16 protein-coding genes and 1 pseudogene are annotated in these 22277 nt (G+C 71.5%); 5 read left to right on the forward strand and 12 right to left on the reverse strand.

Translation table 11 applies throughout. The features are described from left to right. Positions 1–86: 86 nt before the first annotated feature. From AB0E62_RS34710 to AB0E62_RS34745, 8 genes are all read right to left on the reverse strand, one after another. Positions 87–824 (reverse strand): YoaK family protein, encoded by a 738-nt coding sequence (locus AB0E62_RS34710; RefSeq protein WP_362203223.1) that lies wholly within the window; start codon positions 822–824, stop codon positions 87–89. Beyond that, positions 805–1338, reverse strand: a complete 534-nt coding sequence (locus AB0E62_RS34715) for a DoxX family protein (RefSeq protein ID WP_362203226.1) — start codon at positions 1336–1338, stop codon at positions 805–807. The genes AB0E62_RS34710 and AB0E62_RS34715 overlap by 20 nt, the downstream gene beginning before the upstream one ends. A gap of 46 nt (positions 1339–1384) precedes the next feature. Further along, positions 1385–2047, reverse strand: a complete 663-nt coding sequence (locus AB0E62_RS34720; protein WP_362203229.1) for a hydrolase — start codon at positions 2045–2047, stop codon at positions 1385–1387. Between the two features lie 117 nt (positions 2048–2164). After that, positions 2165–4039: an amidohydrolase gene (locus tag AB0E62_RS34725; RefSeq protein ID WP_362203379.1), complete on the reverse strand. Its 1875-nt coding sequence runs from the start codon at positions 4037–4039 to the stop codon at positions 2165–2167. Between the two features lie 565 nt (positions 4040–4604). After that, on the reverse strand, positions 4605–5369 hold the full coding sequence (locus tag AB0E62_RS34730; protein ID WP_362203232.1) for a hypothetical protein: 765 nt from the start codon (positions 5367–5369) through the stop codon (positions 4605–4607). A gap of 11 nt (positions 5370–5380) precedes the next feature. Continuing rightward, entirely contained in the window at positions 5381–6604 is a 1224-nt protein-coding gene (locus tag AB0E62_RS34735) for a hypothetical protein (protein ID WP_362203235.1), read from the reverse strand. A gap of 200 nt (positions 6605–6804) precedes the next feature. After that, positions 6805–7404, reverse strand: a complete 600-nt coding sequence (locus AB0E62_RS34740) for a CHAP domain-containing protein (protein WP_362203238.1) — start codon at positions 7402–7404, stop codon at positions 6805–6807. A 275-nt stretch (positions 7405–7679) separates the two neighbouring features. Then, entirely contained in the window at positions 7680–11471 is a 3792-nt protein-coding gene (locus AB0E62_RS34745; RefSeq protein ID WP_362203241.1) for a helix-turn-helix domain-containing protein, read from the reverse strand. Between the two features lie 460 nt (positions 11472–11931). On the opposite strand from AB0E62_RS34745, the gene AB0E62_RS34750 reads away from it, so the two are divergent. The 4 genes from AB0E62_RS34750 (at position 11932) to AB0E62_RS34765 (ending at position 16794) form a co-directional block, all read left to right on the forward strand. Next, on the forward strand, positions 11932–12981 hold the full coding sequence (locus AB0E62_RS34750) for a GH25 family lysozyme (RefSeq protein WP_362203244.1): 1050 nt from the start codon (positions 11932–11934) through the stop codon (positions 12979–12981). 205 nt (positions 12982–13186) lie between these two features. Next, entirely contained in the window at positions 13187–14176 is a 990-nt protein-coding gene (locus AB0E62_RS34755) for a peptidoglycan-binding protein (RefSeq protein WP_362203247.1), read from the forward strand. A gap of 492 nt (positions 14177–14668) precedes the next feature. Continuing rightward, positions 14669–15808, forward strand: coding sequence for an epoxide hydrolase family protein (locus AB0E62_RS34760; RefSeq protein WP_362203250.1), 1140 nt, complete (start codon positions 14669–14671; stop codon positions 15806–15808). Positions 15809–15945: 137 nt separating this feature from the next. Continuing rightward, a complete protein-coding gene (locus AB0E62_RS34765; protein ID WP_362203253.1) occupies positions 15946–16794 on the forward strand; it encodes an EamA family transporter in 849 nt (282 codons plus the stop codon). Positions 16795–17010: 216 nt separating this feature from the next. Here the strand turns inward: AB0E62_RS34765 and AB0E62_RS34770 are convergent. The 4 genes and pseudogenes from AB0E62_RS34770 to AB0E62_RS34785 all read right to left on the reverse strand — a co-directional run. Then, a pseudogene (locus tag AB0E62_RS34770) lies at positions 17011–17346 on the reverse strand (AarF/UbiB family protein); the annotation flags it as partial. Between the two features lie 849 nt (positions 17347–18195). Continuing rightward, on the reverse strand, positions 18196–19455 hold the full coding sequence (locus AB0E62_RS34775) for a sigma-70 family RNA polymerase sigma factor (RefSeq protein WP_362203256.1): 1260 nt from the start codon (positions 19453–19455) through the stop codon (positions 18196–18198). A 9-nt stretch (positions 19456–19464) separates the two neighbouring features. Further along, a complete protein-coding gene (locus tag AB0E62_RS34780; RefSeq protein WP_362203259.1) occupies positions 19465–19866 on the reverse strand; it encodes a YciI family protein in 402 nt (133 codons plus the stop codon). Positions 19867–20186: 320 nt separating this feature from the next. Beyond that, a complete protein-coding gene (locus AB0E62_RS34785) occupies positions 20187–21056 on the reverse strand; it encodes a helix-turn-helix transcriptional regulator (RefSeq protein WP_362203262.1) in 870 nt (289 codons plus the stop codon). A 304-nt stretch (positions 21057–21360) separates the two neighbouring features. On the opposite strand from AB0E62_RS34785, the gene AB0E62_RS34790 reads away from it, so the two are divergent. After that, positions 21361–22275 carry an MBL fold metallo-hydrolase gene (locus AB0E62_RS34790; RefSeq protein WP_362203265.1) on the forward strand — a complete coding sequence of 305 codons (915 nt, stop codon included), beginning with the start codon at positions 21361–21363 and terminating at the stop codon, positions 22273–22275. The last annotated feature ends 2 nt before the right edge of the window (positions 22276–22277 follow it).

Below are 22277 nucleotides of genomic sequence, written 5' to 3' on the forward strand. Positions count from 1 at the left end.
CGCACAAGGCCGTGTCCCGGATCCTGTCCTCCTCCCAGGGCTGGGCCGTCGACACCGGCCGGTCCGGTCAGCCGGCACCACCGGTCTCAGGGCGACGGCCGGGTCCAGGCGGGGTCGCCGGCCGCCAGCCGGTGGGTGGTGACGGAGGTCAGGGCGAGGAGCACCAGGATCAGCGCCAGGGTGAGCACGAGGTGGCCGTGCAGCACCGACTGGGCTCCGGCGAAGGCGCCGAGGAACATCGCCAGCACCGACAGGACGCGGCGGCCGGGCCGCGGCGCGGCACCGCCGGCCGGCGTGGAGTCCGCGGCCAGCCCGGTCAGGGTCAGGGTCAGTACGGTCGTGGTGAGGTCCGGTACGCCGAGGCGCCGGGCGACCGCGTTCTGCAGGCCCATGCCGAGCCCGAGGAACACGATCAGGGTGTACTGGACCCCCGTGGTGACCCGGCCGCCGGTGACCGCGGCGGCGGCCACGGTGACGGCGGCCAGCACCGTCTGCACGGCGGTGGCCGTCTTCAGCAGCCGTCCGCGGTGGGCCGCGAACCGGGTGGCGAGCCCGCCCCCGGCGAGCGCGCCGGCCAGGAACGCGGCCAGCGCGACGACGGAGGCGAGCGCGGACAGGTTCGCGGCCCCCACCAGGGCGAATCCGAGAAACACCACGTTCCCGGTCATGTTGGCCACGAAGACGTGCCCGAGCGCCAGATAGCTCACCGCGTCGACCAGCCCGGTGACCACCGTCAGCGCCAGCATCAGGGGAGGCAGCGGACCGTGCCGGTCCTGCCGGGGCGGTACGAGCGTACGCCCCACGTCAGTCAGCAGCCTGCGCATACCGTTTCCTTTCCTTCCTTTCCGCCGGAGCGGACGGGCGGTGCAGCACCAGGCGGGTGAGCAGTCCGCTCACCGGACCGGCCACGATCGCGGGGAGGACCACCCACAGCGGCCAGGGCGTGAGGCCCAGCGCCCGGTCGAGCGACCACCCGCCGGGCCCGGTGAGGGCCAGTCCCGCGGAGACGGCGACGAGGACCATCGGGTATTCGTAGCCGTCGTTCTGCACCCACAGGCCCTTGTCCCGTTTGACGGTGCCCGCGACCGTCATCACGCCCATGGCGGCCATCGCGGCCAGGGGCGTGAGCAGTCCGGCGGTCAGGAACAGACCGGCACCGATCTGACTGGCCCCCGCGACGACGGCCGTCAGCCGGCCGCCGCGGAACCCGTCCTGCCGGAACTCCTCGGTTCCGCCCGCCAAGCCGTGGCCTCCCAGCCGGAAGCTCACCTTCTGCACTCCGTGGCCGGCGATGAGAAGTCCCGCCACCAGCCGGAGGAGCAGCAGTCCCGCGTTCATCTCTTCCCGCCTGTTCCTGATCCGGTCCGTCCGCCGCCGCGACCGCTCAGCCGGCGGCGTGGGCGCCGATGACGGCCTGCGCGTAGACCACGCCGAGTCCGTAGGCGCCGGCGTGCTCCTTCACCACGTCCATGACCGGCAGGTAGGTCTCGCCGCGCGCCCAGTCGCGCTGGAGCTCCAGGAGGACCTGCACCCAGGTGACCGGGACCGCGCCGCCCTGGACCATCCGCTGCACGGCGTGTTCGTGGGCCTGCGGGCTGACGCCGCCGGACGCGTCGGTGACCACGTACACCTCGTAGCCCTGGGCGAGGGCGGACAGCGCGGGCAGGACGACGCAGACCTCGGTCCACAGACCGGCGAGGACCAGCTTCTCGCGGCCGGTGGCCTTGACCGCCTCGACGAACGCGGGGTCCTCCCAGGCGTTCATCGAGGTGCGGTCGACGATCTCCTGGCCGGGAAAGACGTCCGCGAGCTGCGGCAGGATCGGGCCGGAGAAGGACTCGGCGGCCACGGTGCTCAGCACCACCGGCACGTCGAACACCTTGGCGGCCTTCGCCAGGCCGACGGCCGCGTTGATGATCGCGGTGCGGTCGCCGCTGCCGGTGCCGAAGAACATCTGCGGCTGGTGGTCGATGAAGAGCACCGCGCAGTTGTCCGGGGTGAGCAGGTCGGGGCTGGGGGCGGCGGTGACCTGGGAGATGTCGGCCATGTCGGAACCTTTCAGGGAGCGTGGACGGGTGTCCGCCGGTGGGTGCGACCGCGCGGTCGCGCGGTGCGGGGTGGTGTCCCGGGACGGGGGGGCGGTGGCCCGGCCCGGCCGGGAGGGTCAGAGGGAGAAGCAGGGATCGAAGAACGTGCCCGTGCTCTGCGGGGCGAGGCCGCGCCGGGCCCGCCACCGGCGGTGCTGTTCCGACTCGGCGACGGCCTCGCCGAGGAGTTCGGCCTGGCGGGCGCCCGGGCCGGACCGGGGGGTGGCCTGGTAGCCGCCGAAGTGAGCCACCGGGCTCCAGGCGGGGCTGACCGGCGGCAGTTCCTCGTCGAGGCCCTCGTACTCGCCGGCCGCGTAGACGATCCTGCCGCCGACGACCGTCAGCAGGGACTCGATGTGCGCGATGTCCGGCTCGGGCACCGTGAAGTAGTCCTCGGACAGGACCGCCAGGTCGCCGAGGAAGCCCGGGCGCAGGATGCCCTTGACCGACTCCTCCCCGGTCAGCGCGGCACCCGCCCGGGTGAACATGGCCAGCGCGGTGTGGCGGTCGACCCGGTTGTGCGGCGGCCGCATGGCCAGGTCGCCCACGGTGCGGCCGCTGACCAGCCAGTGCAGGGCGATCCACGGGTTGTAGGTGGAGACCCGGGTCGCGTCGGTGCCGGCGCCGACGGTCAGGCCGCGCTCCAGCATGGCCCTCAGGGGCGGGGCCTCGGCGGCGGCACCGGGGCCGTAGCGGCGGGTGAACGCCTCCCCCTGGAAGGACAGCCGGTTCTGCACGGACATCGCGCCGCCGAGGGCGGCGATGCGGTCGAGGCTGTGCGCGGAGACGGTCTCGGCGTGGTCGAACAGCCACCGGTTGCCGGCCGGGAAGAGTCCTTCGGCGGCGAGCTTCTCGAACACCGCCAGGTCCCGCCGGATGGTCTCGTCATAGGTGGCGTGCAGCCGGAAACCCCAGCCCTTCTCCATGAGCAGGCGTACGGCCTTCTCGAACTCCGCTTCGTAGTCGCCGAGTTCGGGCCGCGGCTCGGCGAAGTTCTCGAAGTCCGCCGCCGCCCACGTCAGGTTCTCGCCCGCGCCGTTGAGGCGCAGCCATTCGTCCCCGTCCTCGGGGCGGACCGTTTCGGTCCAGCGGGCGAGATCGTCGATTTCCTGTCCGGCGGTCTGCGGGAAGAGGTGATAGGCGATGCGCAGGGACAGCTGACCGGACTTCGCCAGTTCCACGACCGTGCGGTAGTTGTCGGGGAAGTTCTGGAAGCCTCCGGCCGCGTCGATCGCGGAGGTGAGGCCGAACCGGTTCAGCTCCCGCAGGAAGTGACGGGTCGAGGTCCTCTGGTCCTCGCCTTCCAGCACCGGGGCCTTGGCCAGCGTCGAGTACAGGACGAGGGCGCTGGGCGCGGCCAGCAGCAGGCCGGTGGGCTCGCCGTCCCGGCCCCGTACGATCTGACCGCCCCGGGGGTCGGGGGTGGCCCGGGTGAATCCGGCGGCCTTGACCGCCGCCCGGTTGAGCACCGCCGCCTGGTAGAGGTGCAGGACGAACACCGGGGTGTCCGGCGCGGCGGCGTTCAGTTCGGCGACGGTCGGCAGCCGGCGTTCGGCGAACTGCTCGGCCGACCATCCGCCCACGACCCGTACCCACTGGCCCCTGGGGGTCCGTGCCGCCTGCTCGCGCAGCATCTCCAGGCCCTGGCGCAGGGTGGGGACGCCGTCCCAGCGCAGCTCCAGTACGTAGTTCAGGCCGCCCCGGACGACATGCAGGTGCGCGTCGTTGAGGCCGGGCACGATCCGGCGGCCCAGCGCGTCGACCACCTTCGTGTCCGGGCCGACGCGGGCGGCGATGTCCTTGTCGTCGCCGACGACCGTGACGACACCGTCGCGGAGGGCGATCGCCTCGGCCAGCGGGCGGCCCGGATCCCCGGTGTGGATCCGCGCGTTGCGGACGACCAGGTCCGCGGCGTTGTCGCTGGCGTGGGCGACCAGCCCACCGACCGGCATCGTGGACACGTGGGAGACCTCCTGCGGAGAGAACGGGGCCGCGTTTCCGAGCCGTGCACAGGTCCGTTTCCGGCGGCCCCCGGCTGCTGCGCCGTCACGCTATTCGGCGGGAAGTCGCGTGAGTTTCCCGGCAGCGCACCGGATGCGTTCCGACAGCGCACGCCCTCTCCACGCCCCGGGGCCGGGCCCGGGGCTGATGTGTTCTCAGGTCTCGCGACCGAGTAGTCGGAGTGCGTCCGGCGCGTGGTGCGGGGCTGCCACCCGCCGCCAGTGCCCAGAGGTCAGTTCGCCGAGCCGGGATGTGGTGTCCTGGCACCAGGGCAGGTGCCGCGGTCAGAGAGCGGACGGCCGGCTGCCGCGTACGGCCGTGCCGTCGACGGCCGGTCCCGCCGGCGCGGGTGCCGCGTTCCCGGCCGCGTCACGGGAGTACCGGGCGAGCCAGGTACCCACGGCGTCGTCGAAGACGTCCCGTCGATGCGTGACAGCAGGCGGACTGCGGTGGTGACACGCGGGAGGGACGCAAGGCCGGTACGTGCCCGTGCCGGGACGGCTCCATGGTGTCGGATCAGCTGAACACCGCCAGTGGCTGCACGTCCAGCACCGCGTCCTCCGCGACCCAGCCGATGACCACGCCCAGGCACACCCGGGGCCGCTTGTCGCTCTGTTCCAGACGCAGTCCCTCCTCGCGGCAGCGCAGGCGTACCCGGGCAGCCGAGGGGTGGTCCCCGTAGGGCGCGGTGAAGGTAACGTGTCCACCGGACGACGCGGTCGCGTCACGGGTGAAGGAACCGCTGAGCAGGACGAACCGACCGCTGATGTCGCTCAGGCGCAGCGTTCTGCTGTCGGACCGGCCGGTGAGTGCGAGGCGCAGCGCCGCGTCGCGGTCCACGGTTCGCTGCCTCAGGTCCGCCGTGACGACGGCGTTGCTGCGCGAGAGCCCATCGATCAGGACCTGGACCACGGAGATGGGTTCGTGGGTGTCGATGTACTTGGTGACGACTTCACTGCTGTGCCGCACGTCCGCCTTCGAGGTGAGGGAGGACAACATCGGCACGGTGAATTCCGCGCCCCCGGACCTGCTCACGCGGTGTTCCACTTCCTGACGGAGGGCCTCCGCGTAGCGGTTGAGCTGGTAGACATCCATGATGCTGCGGTCGTCGAGGTAGATGCACATGGTGTCACCCACCACATGCCGTGACGGATCACCGCGGTGCCGGAGTCGGCGAAGCAGCAGGATCAGCATGCCCAGCAGGCAGACAGCGGTCGCCAGCCATACGGCCATCTCGTACCCGTTGATGTCCCACCAGAGGCCGTCGGAGAAGGCGGGCATCGAGGTCACCGTCACCGGTCCCCCTCCGGTGATGTGGTCCGCCCGTGGATGTGGGAGGGACACCTGTGCCCCTTGATCCTGGTGATCATGGTCTCCATCACCGAGAGATCCGGCAGGGCGACCTTCGTCCTGTCCACCGTGTCCTCCTGGGGGGCGGGGATGTCCTGGGTCCGCAGATGGTCCCTCAGTTCGTGGCCGTCCTCGGAGGAGCGGAGCTGGTAGCCGAGTTCTGTCTCACGGCGGAGCAGTTCCGGGTCGCTCTCCAGGAGCTCGCCCAGACGATCCGCCTGATGGTTCAGGGCGATGTAGTGCGGTTCCGAGAGCAGTTGTGTCTTGGGATAGAGCACCACCCGTTGGTCGTCCACATGGCCGTGCGCCGCCCGATAGGCCATCTGGTAGGCAAGGAACTGGTGTTCGTAGAGAACCGCGACGGGAGACTGGCGGCTGCCGTTGGAACTGATGTAGGAGGAGTACAGGTCGTGACTCGGGGATCCCTGGCCCAGGATCTGCTTCATGGCGGGCGCGAGTGAGGAAACCCTCTCTGTCGACGGCACGCTTTCGTTGTTCAGGGTGAAGGCGACGAGGCTGAGATAGCTGTCCGCCGAGTTGGACTCACAGATGTCCGAGGTCTGGGCGAGGATCTTGCCGTTGTTGCGGAAGCCGTACTTCTGCAAGCCCAGGGCGTCCCACTTGGTGTTGCGCAGCGCCAGGAAGCTCGCCATGTCGACGGTGTAGTACAGCTTCGGCTCACCGGCAGGCGCCTTCTCGGGCTCGGCCGTGTGCCTCGCGGTCAGGGCCTTCGCGTAGGGCGCGAAGGTGGCGAGGACCACGGGGCTGTCGAAGGGGTGGAAATCCTTGCTGTAGAGGCCTCCTTCCTGCCGCCTGACGTAGATCAGGTCGGCGGCGGGCTGGCCCGAGGGAAACACGAAGTCGAGGCCGTCGAGGCTGCCGGTCGCCACCTCTCGCGAACCCGCGGTCGTGATCTCCACCCTGAGACCGTGCTTGCGCAGGATCCTGATGACTTGCGGATCCTCGAACAGGTCACCGACGGATGCCAGGCGGCCCCGCAACGTCGTGACGTTCTCGAAAGGCAGCAACAGCTTCCCCGCGTGCTGCAACCGACAAAGACCCGCGCCCGCCAGGACGAGGGCCATCAGGAACGGCAGGGCGCGGACCAATCGGTGGCGCCAGGTACGCGTGCGCGGGACTCGTGGACTGAGGACGGGTTCCTCCACCGCTCCCGAGGGTCCCGGCGGTGAGTCCGTTGTCGGCTCCGGTGTCGTGCCGCTCATCCTGCCTCTCCCAGTGTGAACATGTCAGCTCGGTCTCCTGATGCCAGGGTTCCTGCAAGGGGTGCCGGCGCCGGCGCCGTCCGTCCGGGCGCCGGCGCCGGTCTCCTGCCAGGGCTCGCCACGGTGGAACCGGACAGCGGATGTCAGTGGCCCCAGGCCGGGTAGCCGTAGCCCCAGATGAGGTGGCTGGAACGGGAGTACTTGAGCTGCTTGACCCGGTTGGAACGGTTTCCTTCGACGGTGTAGACGTGGGTGTCGTCGTAGGACGTGACGATGCCGATGTGGTCCTCGCCGTCGTGTCCGTTGAGGTCGAAGAAGATCACGCACCCTTCACGCGGTCCGCCACCGGCAGCCCCGCGCCGGTGGAACCGGTGGTGGTTCTCGAACCACTTGAGGTGGTCGGGGACGTACTTGTGCTTGCCTCCGACAGCCGCCAGTTGGCCGGCTTCGTGGAAAACCCAGCTGACGAAGGTGTCGCACCACTCCTGACCGTCGGCGCCGTACCACCTGCCGTACTTGGTGCGGTTCCCTCCGCTTTCCCGGTAGCCGACCTCCCTCTTGGCGATGCGGATCACCTTCACCGACGGCGCATTCGAGTCCATCGGCGTCACTGCGTCCAGTACGGCCAGTTCGGCCGGCGACAATTCCTGGTCGGGGGCGACCGGCTTGGTCGCGAACGTGGGTTGCTCCGTCTGCTGGCGGGTGGCGGAATCGTCTTCCCGCGGGGTCACGGACTCGGTCACAATCGTTCCTTCCTGGTGTACGAGACGGTGGGCGACGGGCCGGGCAGGGCCGGCATCGCCGGCCGGGGCACTGTCCGGCGCCCGCCGAACACCAGGCTGCGGGCCGGAGGGTTGTTGCGCAGGACCCTGTCCTGGCGCGAAACAAACGCCGGTGGACGCGACCTGCCCTGTCGTGCGCCTGGCTCAGGCGGACCTGCCGTCCCCGCTTGCCCGGCACCGGCGCGGGGACGGCCTCGCACAGCAGGACGCGCCGTCGGCTGTGACTGGGCGCTGCTTCAGACGCGGCACGGATCGCTGTAGGGGAGTTCGCGAACGTAGTCCCGCCATTGGGCCGGGGTGAGCAGACCGGCGGTGCCGGTGCAGATGCGCTGGACGGCCTGACCGATCCCGAAGGGTGTGAACTCCACCAATCCGTCCGGCCCCGCTGTCGCCAGCAGCCGCCCGTCCGGTCGGTACGCGGCCGTCTCCATGGCCATGGTGTGCCCCGCGGTGAGCGCCTTCCCCCAGGGAACCGGTCGCGCGGTGTCGGTCAGGTCCCACAGCAGGACGCTGCGGTCCTCGCCGGTGGAGGCCAGCGTGTGGCCGTCCGCGCTGAAGCCCACCCAGGTCACCCGCCCGGTGTGCCCGGTCAGTGCGTTGCCGACGGCCGCGGCGTGGGCGGGGGCGCCGACCTTCCAGAGGCGGACGTCGTGACCGACGCCGGCGGTGGCCAGCAGCCGTCCGTCGGGGCTGAAGGCGCCCCACAGGGTACCGCCGGTGTCTCCGGTGCGGATGTCCGGCAGCGGCCCGGGACGGGCCGGGTCACGAATGTCCCACAGGCGGACCTTGTCGTCCTCGCTCGTGCTGGCCAGGGTGCGTCCGTCCGGACTGACCCCCGCCCAGTGGACGCGGCTGATGTGGCCGGTGAGCGGGCTGCCGAGGGAAGCGGGACGCGCTGGATCGGTGACATCCCACAGCCGGAGGGTGTAGCGGGGGCCGCCCGTGACCAGTACACGGCCGTCAGGAGTGAAGGCCAGCACGCGGTCGCTCCGGTCGTCCCCACCGGAACGGATCCTGCCCGCTGGTCGAGGCCTGTCCGGTGCGGAGACGTCCCACAGCCACACGTCACCGTCCTCGTCGGCACTCGCCAGTAATCGGCCTCGCGGCTGGAAAGCCACCCGGACGGCGGTGGTCTGACCCGGCAGTTCGCTCAGTTGTCTGCCCCGCACCGGATCGCGGACGTCCCACAGTCGTACCCGTCCGGCACTCGCGCTCACCAGGGTGCGGCCGTCGGGGCTGAACTCGATGCTGGTGACGTTGCCGAGGTGACCGGCCAGGACGGCGCGGGGCAGGTGCCACAGCCGGACGGTGTGGTCGTCGCTCACACTGGCCAGCGACTGCCCGTCGGGGCTGAACGTCAGCCAGTCGACGAATCCGGTGTGACCGATCAACGGCTGTCCGAGGAGGCCTGGGTGCCGCGGGTCGGAGACGTCCCACAGCCGGATCGCATGGTCCGCGCCGGCCGTGGCGAGGGTCCGCCCGTCCGGCGAGAAGGCCACCGCGAGCAGCGTGTCGGTGTGTCCGGTCAGCGGCTGGCCCAGTGGTTCGGCGTGTGCCGGGTCGGCGACGTCCCAGAGGCGCACCTTGTAGTCATTGCCCACGCTGGCCATGATCTTGCTGTCCTGCCGGAAAGCGACTGCGTAGACGACGTCCGGGTTGCGCAGTGGCCGGCGCCACAGCTGCGGGCGAGCCGGATCGGTGACGTTCCACAAACGGATCGTGTGGTCGTGACTGGGGGCCGCCACCGTCCGGCCGTCCGGGCTGAAAGCAGCCGAGGAGACGGCATCGCCGGCCCCGACGAGCGGCCGGCCCAGCATTGCCGCGTGTGCCGGGTCGGCGACGTCCCACAACCGTACGGTGCCGTCGTGGCCGGCGGTGGCCAGGGTGCGCCCGTCACGGCTGAAGGACACGGAGAAGACGAAGTCGTCGTGGCCGGTCAGCGGCCTGCCGAGCGCTTTCGGGTTCCGCGGGTCGCGGACGTCCCACAACCGTGCCGTACGGTCCCGGCTCGCGCTGGCCAAGGTGTGACCGTCCGGGGAGAACTGCAGCCAGTACACCCAGTCGGCGTGCCCGGGCAGCGGTCTGCCCAGCGGGACGGGACGGGTGGGGTCGGCCAGGTTCCACAGCCGGATGGTGTGGTCACCGGCGCCTGTCGCCAGGATCCGCCCGTCCGGGGAGAACGCCACCGCGTACACCGCCTGGGAATGGCCGTTCAGTACGGAGGACAGCGCGATGTTCTGTGTGTCCAGCAGGCCCGCCGCGGCCACGCGGCCCGGCCTCAAGCGGTGCGCCGCGACGTACATGCGTGCCGCCAACGACGGGTCGGTCGCGGTCAGTTGGCCTGCTCCGGCCAGCACCTCCGCCGCCACCGCGCGGTCGCGGCCGGCCCGGGCGAGCGAGCGCTGCTGGAAGGCGATGCCGGCGGCCGTCGACGCGACCAGAAGAAGCGCGGACACCGCCGCCAGCAGGGTCCGGATGCGCCGGGCAGTGCGCGCGGCCGTCCGGCGTTCCAACTCCCGGGCGGCGATGCTGGCATCGAGGAACGCGGCTTCGACCGGGGTGAGGTCCGTGCGGTGCCCGGCGAGGGCTTCCTCGGCCGTGGCGAGCCGCGTGCCCCGGTACAGCGCCCCGGTGTCCTGGTCGAGCGTCTCCCAGGCGCGGGCGGCCTCGGTGAGCTGGCGGTGGATCCGCAGCCTTTCGCGGGCGTCATCGATCCAGGACTGCAACCGCGGCCATGCGGTGATCAGCGCTTCGTGGGCCAGGTGCACCGTGTCGCCGTCCAGTGTGACCAGCCTTGCGCGGACCAGTTGTTCCAGGACGGCGCCCGTTCCGGTGTGCCGGCCGGTGGCGCTCAGTGCCCGCAGTTCGGCGTGTTCGGCCGGACGGCTGGTGTCCTGCGCTCCTTCGCCGGGCGTGATCAGCCGCAGCAGGATGCGCCGGGCGGTTTCGGCCTGGTCCGGCGGCAGGCCGGCGTACAGCTCCTCGGCGGTGCGGGTGAGGGCTCCGTGTACCCCTCCCGCGGCGTCGTAGGCGGCCAGGGTGAGCGTCCGGCCCCTGCGACGGCGCCAGGTCTCCAGCAGGGCGTGGGACATCAGTGGCAGTCCGCCGGGTTCCTCGGCGACGTCCTCGACGATCCTCGCCGTCAGCGCGCGTTCGACGATCAGGCCTGCGGCCGTCGCGGGTTTGACGATCGCGTCGCGCAGTTCGGCCGGCCCCATAGGGCCCAGGAGAAGGGTGGCGTCGGTGAGGACGGCGGCGAGCGGGCGGTGGTCGGCGCAGCGGCCGAGAAAGTCCGCCCGTACCGCGATCACCACCCGCAGTCTGCTCTCCGGCCCGACCGCGCCCACCAGCAGATCGAGGAAGGAGGCCCGCTCGGCCGGGTCCGAGCAGAGCGTGAAGAGTTCCTCGAACTGGTCGACGACGACCACCGTGTCCCCGGGTCCTTCACGTGCCGTCAGAGCATGGGAGTGGGTGGATGCGGGGCGCGGCCCCGGGGTGAGGATCCGCAGGGCCGCCAGCCGGTGCCCCGACGGCTGCTCCGCCTGGAGGGACGGCAGGAGCCCTGCTCGCAGCAGGGACGATTTGCCGCTGCCCGACGCCCCGACCACCGCTACCATGCGGCGGCCCCACACCCGCTCGGTGAGCCGGGCCACGAAGTGGTCGCGCCCGAAGAACAGGTGCCGGTCGCGGGGTTCGAAGCGGGCCAGTCCGCGGTACGGGGCGTCCGTGTCATCGGTGTCCGGCTCGGCGGCCGTCTCACGGGCGACGGCCCGCCAGCGCGGCTCCCACTCCTCGGGGTCCCCACCGCACGCTCGCACGAAGGCCAGGACCACCTCGAGTGACGGAAGTTGGCCACCCGAGGCCGCCCTCGACAAGGTGGCGGTCGAATAACCCGTGCGCTGCGCCATGGTCCGGTAGGTCAGGCCCCCGGCCTGTTGGCGCAAGGCCCGTAAGTCGAACGCGAGACGCTGGACCGGCCCGGCCGCCGGATCCAGTGGTCCCTCACGACGCCCCATCTCATCCCCCATGACCGTCGCCGGCACAGCGGTTCAACAGTGGCACCGTTACTACCACGATCGCATCCCGTGCGAGCGTGTTTCAGCCGATCGGGGCCCCCTCGCTCCGACCCGTGGCATTTGTTGCACGGGCGCCGCAGGGCTGCGCAACAACGGTACGGAGCAGCAGATTGGCACGGACGACAGCCGACGGGGCGACGTGACCGTGGCCATTGCCCGCCACGCCACGGAGCGAAAGGACTCCTGAATGACGCTTCTTCTTCGAACCACCGGACGCACCGAACGCTTACGCAATCCCAGAGACCTCTCCGGAGTCTCCCGCCGCGTCAGCCGCGGTGTGCGGACGGGGGTGCCCGGCGTGCTGGCCGCGGTGATCACCGCGATGTCCCTGTGGGCCTCTCCCGCCCAGGCATCGGCGTCTGCGGGAGTGACGGCTCAGGAGACGCAGCCACGGCGTGCCGCGGACGGGGTCGTGCGAGGACTCGACGTCAGCGCCTACCAGGAGAGCGTGGACTGGTCGGCGGTCGCCGCCGACGGAGCCGCCTTCGCCTACGTCAAGGCGACGGAGAGCACCACCTACATCAGTTCCCGCTTCTCCCAGCAGTACGACGGTGCGGCGGCGGTCGGCCTGATCCGCGGCGCGTATCACTTCGCCAGACCCGACAAGTCCTCCGGCAGCGCCCAGGCCGACTACTTCGTGGACCACGGGGGCGGTTGGCAGCCCGACGGCCGGACCCTGCCGGGCGTCCTCGACGTGGAACCCACTCCGGGCCTGCCGGCCTGCTACGGGCTGGGTACCGCCGCGACCGTCCAGTGGATCGCCTCGTTCGACGAGGAATACCGACGTCGCACCGGCCGCCACCCGGTGATCAACACGAACACGGCATGGTGGTCGCAGTGCACCGGTGACTCCACCGCCTTCGCCGCCACCAATCTGCTCTGGATCGGCAGTTACACCGGCACTCCCCACCCCCTGCCCCGCGGATGGAACACCTACGCCTTCTGGCAGACCGCCGACTCGGGCACGTTTCCCGGCGATCAGGACCTGTTCAACGGCACCACACAGGATCTGCGCGACCTCGCCGCCAACGGCACCTACACACCTCCACCGCCGCCACCGGCCGGTGCCTGGCCGGTCGTACAGCAGGGCTACAGCGGCCGCCAGGTGATCACCATTCAGTACCTTCTGAACGCTCGCGGGGCGTCGCTGTCCGTGGACGGCTCCTTCGGACCGGCCACTCACGACGCCGTCGCCGCCTTCCAGACCCGCAACCAGCTCACCCCCGACGGTATCGTCGGTGCGAGAACGTGGCAGGCGCTCGTCCTGACCGTGGCCGAAGGCGCCCACGGGCCGGCCGTCAGCGCGGTGCAGGCAGAGCTGAGAGCCCATGGGGCGTCGCTGTCCGTGGACGGCTCCTTCGGACCGGTCACCCACGACGCCGTCGCCGCCTTCCAGACCCGCAACCAGCTCACCCCCGACGGCATCGTCGGCCCCAGCACCTGGCTGGCGCTGGTCAACTGACCGCGTCGGCACGGTCCGGCGAGACAGCGGAAGGACTGGTTCCTTCCGCTGCCCGGACCGAGGAGCCGACGGGCGAAGACGTGGTCGACGCAGCCCCGTTGTCGACGGCCTGTGACCCGGCACGAAACCGGGGGCGGAACACCGGTCGTCAGGGGGACGTCGGCCCGATACCTCACCACACGATCGAGGAGAAGGATCCGAACTCATGCACACCATCACTCAACGGCCCCGCCGGAGCCTGGCCGCGTCCATGCTCCTCGCCACCGCGCTGGCGGCCGGCATCACCGCGACCGACGTCGCCACTGCCGCGGCCACCGCCTTGCCTGCCGCAACGCGGTCGGGCTCTGCCGTCGGCACCGCCGTGCGGGCGTCCTGGCCGACGGTCAAGTCCGGCCAGCGCGGCGTGGACGTGGCCACTGTCCAACTGCTGCTGACCGCGCGGGGCTACACGCTCACCGCCGACGGGGTCTTCGGTTCGGGCACCGCCGCGAAGGTCAAGGCCTTCCAGAAGGCCAAGCACCTCACCGCCGACGGCATCGTCGGACCCGGCACCTGGGCCAAGCTCGTCATGACGGTCAAGTCCGGCTCCAAGGGGGCCGGCGTCAAGGCTGCGCAGCGCCAGCTCACCGACAACGGCTACACCGTCACTGCCGACGGGGTCTTCGGCTCGGGCACCGCCGCGAAGGTCAAGGCCTTCCAGAAGGCCAAGCACCTCACCGCCGACGGCATCGTCGACGTCCAGACCTGGGCCGCCTTGGTGAGGGGCGGCGGTGCCGGTGGCGGCGGCAAGCTCTCCGACGCCCAGGCCGCGTCGCGGCTGAAGGCGGCAGGCATCACCCGTTCCTCCTCGGGCAACTGCACCAACCGCTACAACAAGAAGTGCACCAGTCTCCAGAGCATCCGGGCCCGTACCGTCGACGGAGTCATCGCCCTGAAGAAGAAGAGCGGCTGCCGTATCGTCATCACCGGCGGCACAGAGGTCGGCCACGCGGGGGGCACGTACAGCCACTGGAACGGCTACAAGGTCGATGTGGCCCGCACCTCGTGTGTCACCGACTACATCCACGCGCATTCCAAGAAGCACCACAAGCGCGGGGACGGAGCCTGGGTGTGGCGCGTCACCTCCGGCGGCAAGGCGGTCATCGACTACGCCGACGAGAACTGGGCCAACCACTGGGACATCACGTACTACTGATGCCTTCGCCCGGGGTGCCCGGCCTGCCCCGCAGGTGCCGGCCGGGCACTCCCCCTCCCGCCGTCCGGCCGTTCGCTTCTGTCCGGTCCGACACCCGGGTCCGCCGGGCGTCGTCGCCGACTCCGGCTCCTGGTCCTCATCGCGCTCGTCGGCGCTGCCGCCGGGTCGAGGGACCGCGGGCGGGTACCCTTGTGGCCGCGAATCCACGCCATACGGGCCGCGAGCCACCCGGGGCAGGGACACCGGCCGTCCCCCCTCGGCCGTACCCCCTCGCCGAGGCCGCCGGTACGGCGGTCGCCGGGATGTTCCACCGGGCCCGGCGCGGATATCGGTGGACGGACTTGGCCAGACGCGCGGGACCGGTGACCGGATCGGCGGGCCCCTCCGGCGCCTTGGGCGTGCGGTTCGTCCGCCGGGCGGACAGGCACCCCGTGGTCCGGTGATGACTTCGCCGGCCGGGGGCACCCGTCACCGGGAGAGGAGGCGCCGACCGTGACGCGTTTCAGTGACTTCCGCATCGACGTTCCGCCGCACGCGCTGGCGGACCTGCGTGACCGTCTCCGGCGCACGCGCTGGCCGACGACGACGCCCGACACGGGCTGGAGCCGGGGCGTACCGGCCGACTACCTGAAAGACCTGGTGCGCTACTGGACCGACGACTACGACTGGCGGACCTGGGAAGCCCGGCTCAACGCGTTCCCGCAGTCCGTCACGGACATCGACGGACAGCGCATCCACTTCCTGCACGTCAGGTCGCCCGAGCCGGACGCCCTTCCCCTGGTCCTCACCCACGGCTGGCCCGGCTCGGTCGTGGAATTCCTGGACGTCATCGGCCCGTTGACGGATCCCCGCGCACACGGGGCCGACCCGGCCGACGCGTTCCACGTGGTCGCCCCCTCCCTGCCCGGCTTCGGATTCTCCGTTCCCCTGGCTGAACCGGGCTGGGACTACGGCCGGACCGCCCGTGCCTGGGCGGAGCTGATGGAGCGCCTGGGCTACCGGCGCTACGGCGCACAGGGCGGGGACTCCGGTTCGGTGATCTCGCCCGAACTGGGCAGGCACGCGCCCGAACACGTCGTCGGTGTGCACATCCACGGCGGGCTGGACTTCCCCTCCCTCGGCCCCGCCGAGGTGGCCGCACTCGGTGCGGACGAGCGGGCACGGCTCGCCGCCGCCGACGTCATCCGGCGCGAGGGCACGGGTTACTCCGCTCTGCAGAGCACCCGGCCGCAGACACCGGCCTACGCCCTGAACGACTCGCCCGTCGGGCAACTCGCCTGGATCATCGAGAAGTTCAAGGAGTGGACCGACCCGGCCCGGGAACTCCCCGAGGACGCCGTGGACCGCGATGTGCTGCTGACCAACGCCACGCTGTACTGGCTGACCGGCACGGGCGCCTCGTCGGCGCACGTCTACTACGAGGAACGGGTCGCCTCCCGGCCCGTGCGGCCGTCCCCGGTGCCCACCGGCGTCGCCGTGTTCCCCAGCGACCCGGCCGTCAGGAGCGTCCTGGAACGCGAGCACCGCATCGTGCACTGGTCGGAGTTCTCCCGGGGCGGGCACTTCGCCGCGCTGGAGGCGCCCGACCTCCTCGTCGCGGACACCCGGGCCTTCTTCCGCCCGCTGCGCTGACCGGCAGGTGCGGAGCCGCGTACACCCGGCGCGCTGTGTCATCAGCGCGGGGATCGCGGGTAGGGCGGTCGGTATGCCTTCGCGTGCCGATGCCCCGCCGTCCCGCCACCGTCCGCAGCCGCCCGTGGGGAGGGCCCGTGGGTGAGGTCCTCGCGCTGACGTCCGCGCTCTGCTTCGGTGTGACCCATTTCGCCAACGGGCTCGTCTCCCGCCGTGTCGACGGGATCACCGTGGCTCTCTACGCACAGCTCGCCGGGACCGTGGTCGCGCTGGTGGCGGCCCTGTCCTCGGCGGGCGGCACGGGGACTGCGGGTGACTACTGGTTCGGCGCGCTGTCGGGTGCCGGTACGGGGGTGGGGGTCGCCTTCCTCTACCGGGCGATGTCCCAGGGGCAGATGAGCGTGGTGGTCCCGGTCAGTGACGTGGGCGCGGTCGCCCTGCCCGTCCTGGCCGGGGTCGCCCTGCTGGGCGAGCGGCCGGCCGCGGTCGCCTGGGTGGGCATCGCGGCGGCCGTGCCCGCGTTGTGGCTCGTCGCGCAGGCGCCCGGCCCCGGTCCGGACGGCGGCGGTCCGCCGGTGACGGCGGGCGTGCCGGCCGCGCTGACGGCGAGCGCCGGGATCGGCGTGCAGTTCCTGGCGATGGCCCAGGTTGGAGCGGACGGCGGGCTGTGGCCCGTCGTGGTCAGCCGGGTCACCTCCGTGCTGGTCATCGCCGGGGTGCTCGTCCCGTACCGGTCCCCGGTGCGGATGCCCGGCCGGGAGGCGGCGGTGACCGCGGCGGCCGGTGCGGTCGGGACGGTCGCGATCCTCCTGTACCTGGCGGCCACCCGGCATCAACTGATGGCCGTGGCCACCGTGCTGTCCGCGCTGTATCCGGCCGTGCCGGTGCTGCTGGCCCTGGTCTTCCTCGGGGAGCGGCTGACCCGGCGGCAGACCGCCGGCCTGGTGTGCGCGGGCGCCGCCGTCGCGCTCATCGCCCTGCGCTGACGGCCCGGGCCTTGTGCTCGGGCCACCGCTCGGACGATCCTGCCGTCGACGCCGAGGCGACTGCGGGCACCAGCGCGGCCATGTCGGCACAGGAGGCCGGCAGATCGGTCCACGGCGTGCTGCGGCCCATCTCGGCCCACACTTTGGCCAAGCCGTGGCCGTCGTTCTGGCCGACCGCCTCAACAGCAGCGGCACGCGGATGCCGGTCTGCTGGCCGGCGCGGCCGACCATGCCCCAGTCCAGCAGGGTGGCCGGCCCCTCCGGCGTGACGAAGACGTTCCCGGCGTGTGGGTCGGCGTTGTGGAAGCGGTCGACGACATAGCCCCGTGCCATGAACGCGGCCAGTTCACGGACGACGGCCTCGCGGTGCTCCGCGCTCAGTTCCTCCCGGCCGGTGCCCGACACGGTTCCACCGGGCGCCAGGGACTGCACCAGCACGCCCGGGGCGGTGGCGACGACTTCGGGGATCTCCAGGTGCGGGATATCCGCCCCGGCAGCGAGATCTGCGAGCAGTCGGGTTGGATAACTGTGCGGCGTGACAGTCAGAAGCAGGGGGAAGAGATTTGTTCGCGTTCCTTGTGCTCGGCTTTGTGCTGGTCGCCCTCGCCATCGTCCTGGCCGTCATCGCGGTGCACGCTCTACTGCTCGGCAGCATGCCCGGTCGATGGCTCCGGCAACGAGTACGGCAACCCAGATTCTGGGGAGCAGGGGTGATCCTGATACTGATCAGCTGGAACTTGCGCTCCCCGTCCCTCCTGGTTGTCGGTGTCGGCCTCATCGCGATCGGACATGCGGTGAAGTCTCCCCGATGAGGCCGGCCGACCCTGAAGCTCCACTCCCCGCCCGGCGTATGAGTGGCATTCACTCCCACCCGGTGGAACGCATCGCGATGCCGGAGCGCGCGGCATCGTCCGCACTACGCGTCGCCCTAGCGCACGGTGATGAGCACAGGGCGCCAGGAGGGAGAGGTTCCCCTTCCGCCATCGTGCATCGGATGCCCGTCGCGGGCGGGCCCGAGGACGGCACAGCCGACGAGTATCCCCGCGGACGGTGCCGGGCTACTGGTCGGGGCGGCCGGCCGTCGGCCGGCGCGGCATCGGCCTCCTCGTCGATGAGGGTGACGCGGGTGCCCGGCCGACCGCCGCGTTCGCCGGTCCAGCGCCGGAACTTGTCCAGCGCGGTCTCCTTCCGGATCCGCCAACCGTGCTGCACCGGCCTACCGTCCACGGCGGGCGTCCCCACGGCCTGCCCCGTCTGCTGCACCGTCCTGATCGGCCCGGAGGGATCGCGGGGGCCGTAGAACTCCGGCGCAGCTGGGCCGGTGGTGTCGCCGGGTCCGGTCACTGTCCCAGGTCACCCGGCCCGGTCGGCGTGGGACCTCGCCGGGCTTTGACCGGTGGCTCACCTGTCCGATCCCGCTCGTGCGGCCAGTCGGGCGGCGCACAGGCTGAGGTGGTGCCGCTCCGGAAGGCTGGTGGTGCGGCGGGCGGCGGTGCGGTAGTCGGTGACGGCGGCCTCCCACTCCCCGGCGAGTTCGCGCAGATGGGCACGGACGGCGTACAGCCGGTGGTGGTCGGCGAGCGCGGGAGGCGGGTCGGCGAGCAGGACGAGGCCGGCGGCGGGGCCGTCCACCATGGCGACGGCGACCGCCCGGTTCAGGGTGATGAGCGGGTTGTCCGAGACGCGGGCGAGCACCCCGTACAGAGCGACGATCTGCGGCCAGTCCGTCTCGGCGGCGGTGGCCGCCTCGTCGTGGACGGCCGCGATGGCCGCCTGCACCTGGTACGGGCCGACCGGGCCGCGTGGCAGGGCGGCGGTGATCAGCGCGACTCCTTCGGCGATCGCGGCTGTGTCCCAGCGGCTGCGGTCCTGCTCGGCGAGCGGGACGAGCTCGCCGTCCGGGCCGGTGCGGGCGGGTCCGCGCGCTTCGGTGAGCAGCATCAGCGCGAGCAGACCGGCCACCTCGGTGTCGTCCGGCAGCAGCGTGTGGACGGCCCGGGCCAGACGGATCGCCTCCCGGGTGAGTTCGATGCGTCGCAGCTCGGGGCCGGTGCTGGTGGCATAGCCCTCGTTGAAGATCAGGTAGAGGACGTGCAGCACCGCGTCCAGCCGGGCCGGCCACTCGGCGTCGTCCGGCATCCGGAACGGCACACCGGAGTCCTTGATCCGCCGCTTGGCCCGGCTGATCCGCTGGCCCATGGTCGCCTCGGGGACGAGGAACGCGCGGGCGATCTCGTCCGTGGTCAGCCCGCCTACCGAGCGAAGAGTGAGGGCGATCGCCGAGGCCGGCGACAGCACTGGGTGGCAGCACAGGAACAGCAGCGTGAGGGTGTCGTCGTGCGCGCCCTCGCCTGCGGTGTCGGCCCCCGGTGCCGACCGCCGGTCGGCCGGGATCTGCCCGGCCACCAACTCCTCGCGCCTACGGCGGGCCTGCGCGCTGCGGACCTGCTCGGTCATCCGGCGACTGGCGACCTGGACCAGCCAGCCGCGCGGATTGCGCGGCACCCCCTCGGCCGACCACTGCGTGGCGGCGTGCAGCAGAGCCTCCTGGACGGCGTCCTCGGCATCGGCGAAGTCCCCCCAGCGGCGGGTGAGCACGCCGACGGCCTGCGGCACGAGCGTGCGCAGCAGGTCGTCGACGGCTGGTCCGAAAGTCGTCACGGGGGCGGCTCAGAGCCCGGCGGGCGGGGCCGTCATGAGTTGGCGCACCTCGATCGGCATGTTGAGCGGCCGGCCTCCCGGGCCGGGAGCGGCGGAGACGGCTGCGGCGATCTCGATCGCCCGCCGCTCGGTGCCGCAGTCCACGATCCACCAGCCGGCCACCCACTCCTTGGACTCCGGGAACGGCCCCTCGGTGACGACCGGTGTGCCGCCGCTGTGGGAGCGCACGATCCGGGCGGTCTCCGGCATGGCCAGGCCCTGGGCATCGACCAGCTCACCGGCGGCGGCCAGGCCGGCATTGGTCCGCTTCATGAACCGGATGTGGGCCTGGATCTCCTCCGGTCTCCACTCGTCGAGCTTGGGGAAGTCGACGCTCTCCTCGCTGAACTGCATCAGCAGCATGTACTTCATGGTCCGCTCCTCGTTCGTCGTATCCGCCCCACGGCGAGGCTGTCACGGGTAGGTAGAAGCACGCCCGGCGTTTTCGACATACGTGACGGGAATCCGAGGCGGAATTCAGCGGGCGCCCCAGAGGGAGACGAGCCCGCGGCGGCGCAGGCACCCTCGACGCCTCCGTCATCGAGGATGACGTCGACGGCCACCTCGGAGGTGCGGATCGTGCCCTCCTTCCCCTCCTTGCTCGGAAGGCCCCTCGGGCAGGACGGTGCGGTGCGGGCCCGGGCCGGGCGGTGCGGGACGTCCAGCGCCCCCCGGCTGACGCCGCCGGGACTTCACTCCTGACGGGCCGACGGGGCGGTCGCCCGGGAGAGCAGGCGGAGGGCGGCCTGCGACGGGGAGCCGGGTTCGGCGACGGCGAGCACGATGTGCCGTTCCTCGTCCTGCGGGGGACGCAGACTGTGCTGCCGGACGGTGAGGCTGCCGACCAGCGGATGGCGCATCTCGTGCACCGCGGAGTCACAGGGGCTGACCCTGTGATCGGCCCACATGGCGGCGAACTCCGGACTCCTCGTGGTCAACTCGTCGACGAGCGAGGTGAGCAGCGTGTCGTCGGGGTGCCGGCCGGCTGTCATACGGAGGTTCTCGACGACCCCCCTCGCCTTGCCCGGCCAGTCGGCGTACAGCGCGCGGGTGCGGGGGTCGAGGAAGGTCAGGCGGGCCAGGTTGGGCCGGTTGCCCAGATCCGCCGGGGCGGACGGGTCGAGGTGGGAGGCGAACAGCGCGTGCCCCGTCCGGTTCCAGGCCAGGACGTCACCGCGCCGTCCGCTGACGAGGGCGGGAACGTCACCGACAGCCTCCAGCAGGTCGAGGGTCGCCGCGTCGATGTGTTCGGCGGGTGGGCGGTGGACGACCGTACGCCGCTTCGCGCGGTCCGCCAGGTCGTGGAGGTGGCGCTGCTCGGCCTGGTCCAGGTGCAGCGCCCGGCCGATGGCGTCGAGGACCTCCGGTGAGGGGCCCATGGACTGGCCCTGTTCCAGACGGGTGTAGTACGAGGAACTCACACCGGCCAGCAGTGCCAGTTCCTCACGGCGCAAACCGGGCACCCGGCGCCGGTCTCCGTAGTCCGGCAGGCCGACATGCTCCGGACGTAGCTGAGCCCGCCGAGTCCGCAGGAAGTTCCCGAGTTCTCGCTGTCCCCTCATGTGACCCAGTATGCGGGCCTCGCCGGCCGGGAACCTGACCCGGCCGGGGATAGGCATGGTCCGGTCTGGCTCGGTCGCCGTGATGCCGCTGACATGGGTCCCGCACCGTTCGCCCGTCGCGACGACGGCACCCCGTGCGGCGCACCACTCGTAAGGACGTCCGCATGACCGGGCTCCTGGACACCGCCGCTCCGTCCGCGGCGCCCTTCCGGGAGCTGCTGTCCGGTCGGAATCGCCGACGCGTACGGGCCCGTGCCGGGCCGGACGGCCTCATCGCCCTTGAGAAAGCGCAGGGAAAGCCACCATGAACACCATCACCTTGGGTGACGTCACCCTCACCCGCGTCCTGGAGTATTTCGGGCCCGTGGGCCTGACCCCCGAGACGTTCTTGCCGGACAGCCCCACGAGAACATGGGAAGAACACCGCGCCATGCTGGTCCCGGACTTCCTGGACGACGGCACCCGGATCATCAACGCGGCGATCCAGACCTGGCTCCTGCGCAGCGAGGGCAGGACCATCCTCGTCGACACCGGCGTGGGCAATCACAAAGAGCGCCCGTACGTCCCTGTGTGGAGCCGGATGGACACCGGATTCCTCGACAACCTCGCCCGCGCCGGAGTCCGCCCCGAGGACGTGGACATCGTGATCAACACACACCTGCACATCGATCACGTCGGCTGGAACACGTATCTCGACGGGCGGACCTGGGTGCCCACTTTTCCCAACGCCACCTACCTGATGCCGAAGGACGACTTCGACTTCTGGAACCCGGAGAACGGCCACACGAGCCTACTGGGCCGCGGCAACCAGAACGTGTTCGAGGACAGTGTCGCCCCGGTGCACCGGGCCGGCCAGACACTGCTGTGGGAGGGCAGCCACCAGATCGACGCGGGTCTGCGCCTGGAGTCCGCCCCCGGGCACACCCCCGGGTCCTCCGTACTGACCCTCACCTCCGGAACGGACCGCGCGGTCTTCGTCGGCGACCTGCTGCACAGCCCGGTACAGATCCTCGAACCGGACTCCAACAGCTGCTTCTGCGAGGATCCCGCACAGGCGCGCGCCACCCGCCGCAAGATCCTGGGCTGGGCGGCGGACAACCACGCCCTCCTCGTGCCCGCGCACCTGGGCGGCCACGGTGCCGCCCAAGTGGTGCGCGACGGCGGCAAGTTCGCGATCAAGGGCTGGGCTCCCTTCGCCCCCTGCACCGAACAGGGCTGAGC

Source organism: Streptomyces sp. NPDC038707 (genome assembly GCF_040636485.1).
Classification (GTDB): Bacteria; Actinomycetota; Actinomycetes; order Streptomycetales; family Streptomycetaceae; genus Streptomyces.

Bases quoted from the DNA above. Each gene is read 5' to 3' on its own strand.
- AB0E62_RS34710 (WP_362203223.1), bottom strand. From the start codon at position 824: ATGCGCAGGCTGCTGACTGACGTGGGGCGTACGCTCGTACCGCCCCGG.
- AB0E62_RS34715 (WP_362203226.1), bottom strand. From the start codon at position 1,338: ATGAACGCGGGACTGCTGCTCCTCCGGCTGGTGGCGGGACTTCTCATC.
- AB0E62_RS34720 (WP_362203229.1), bottom strand. From the start codon at position 2,047: ATGGCCGACATCTCCCAGGTCACCGCCGCCCCCAGCCCCGACCTGCTC.
- AB0E62_RS34725 (WP_362203379.1), bottom strand. From the start codon at position 4,039: ATGCCGGTCGGTGGGCTGGTCGCCCACGCCAGCGACAACGCCGCGGAC.
- AB0E62_RS34730 (WP_362203232.1), bottom strand. From the start codon at position 5,369: ATGCCCGCCTTCTCCGACGGCCTCTGGTGGGACATCAACGGGTACGAG.
- AB0E62_RS34745 (WP_362203241.1), bottom strand. From the start codon at position 11,471: ATGGGGGATGAGATGGGGCGTCGTGAGGGACCACTGGATCCGGCGGCC.
- AB0E62_RS34755 (WP_362203247.1), top strand. From the start codon at position 13,187: ATGCACACCATCACTCAACGGCCCCGCCGGAGCCTGGCCGCGTCCATG.
- AB0E62_RS34780 (WP_362203259.1), bottom strand. From the start codon at position 19,866: ATGAAGTACATGCTGCTGATGCAGTTCAGCGAGGAGAGCGTCGACTTC.
- AB0E62_RS34785 (WP_362203262.1), bottom strand. From the start codon at position 21,056: ATGAGGGGACAGCGAGAACTCGGGAACTTCCTGCGGACTCGGCGGGCT.
- AB0E62_RS34790 (WP_362203265.1), top strand. From the start codon at position 21,361: ATGAACACCATCACCTTGGGTGACGTCACCCTCACCCGCGTCCTGGAG.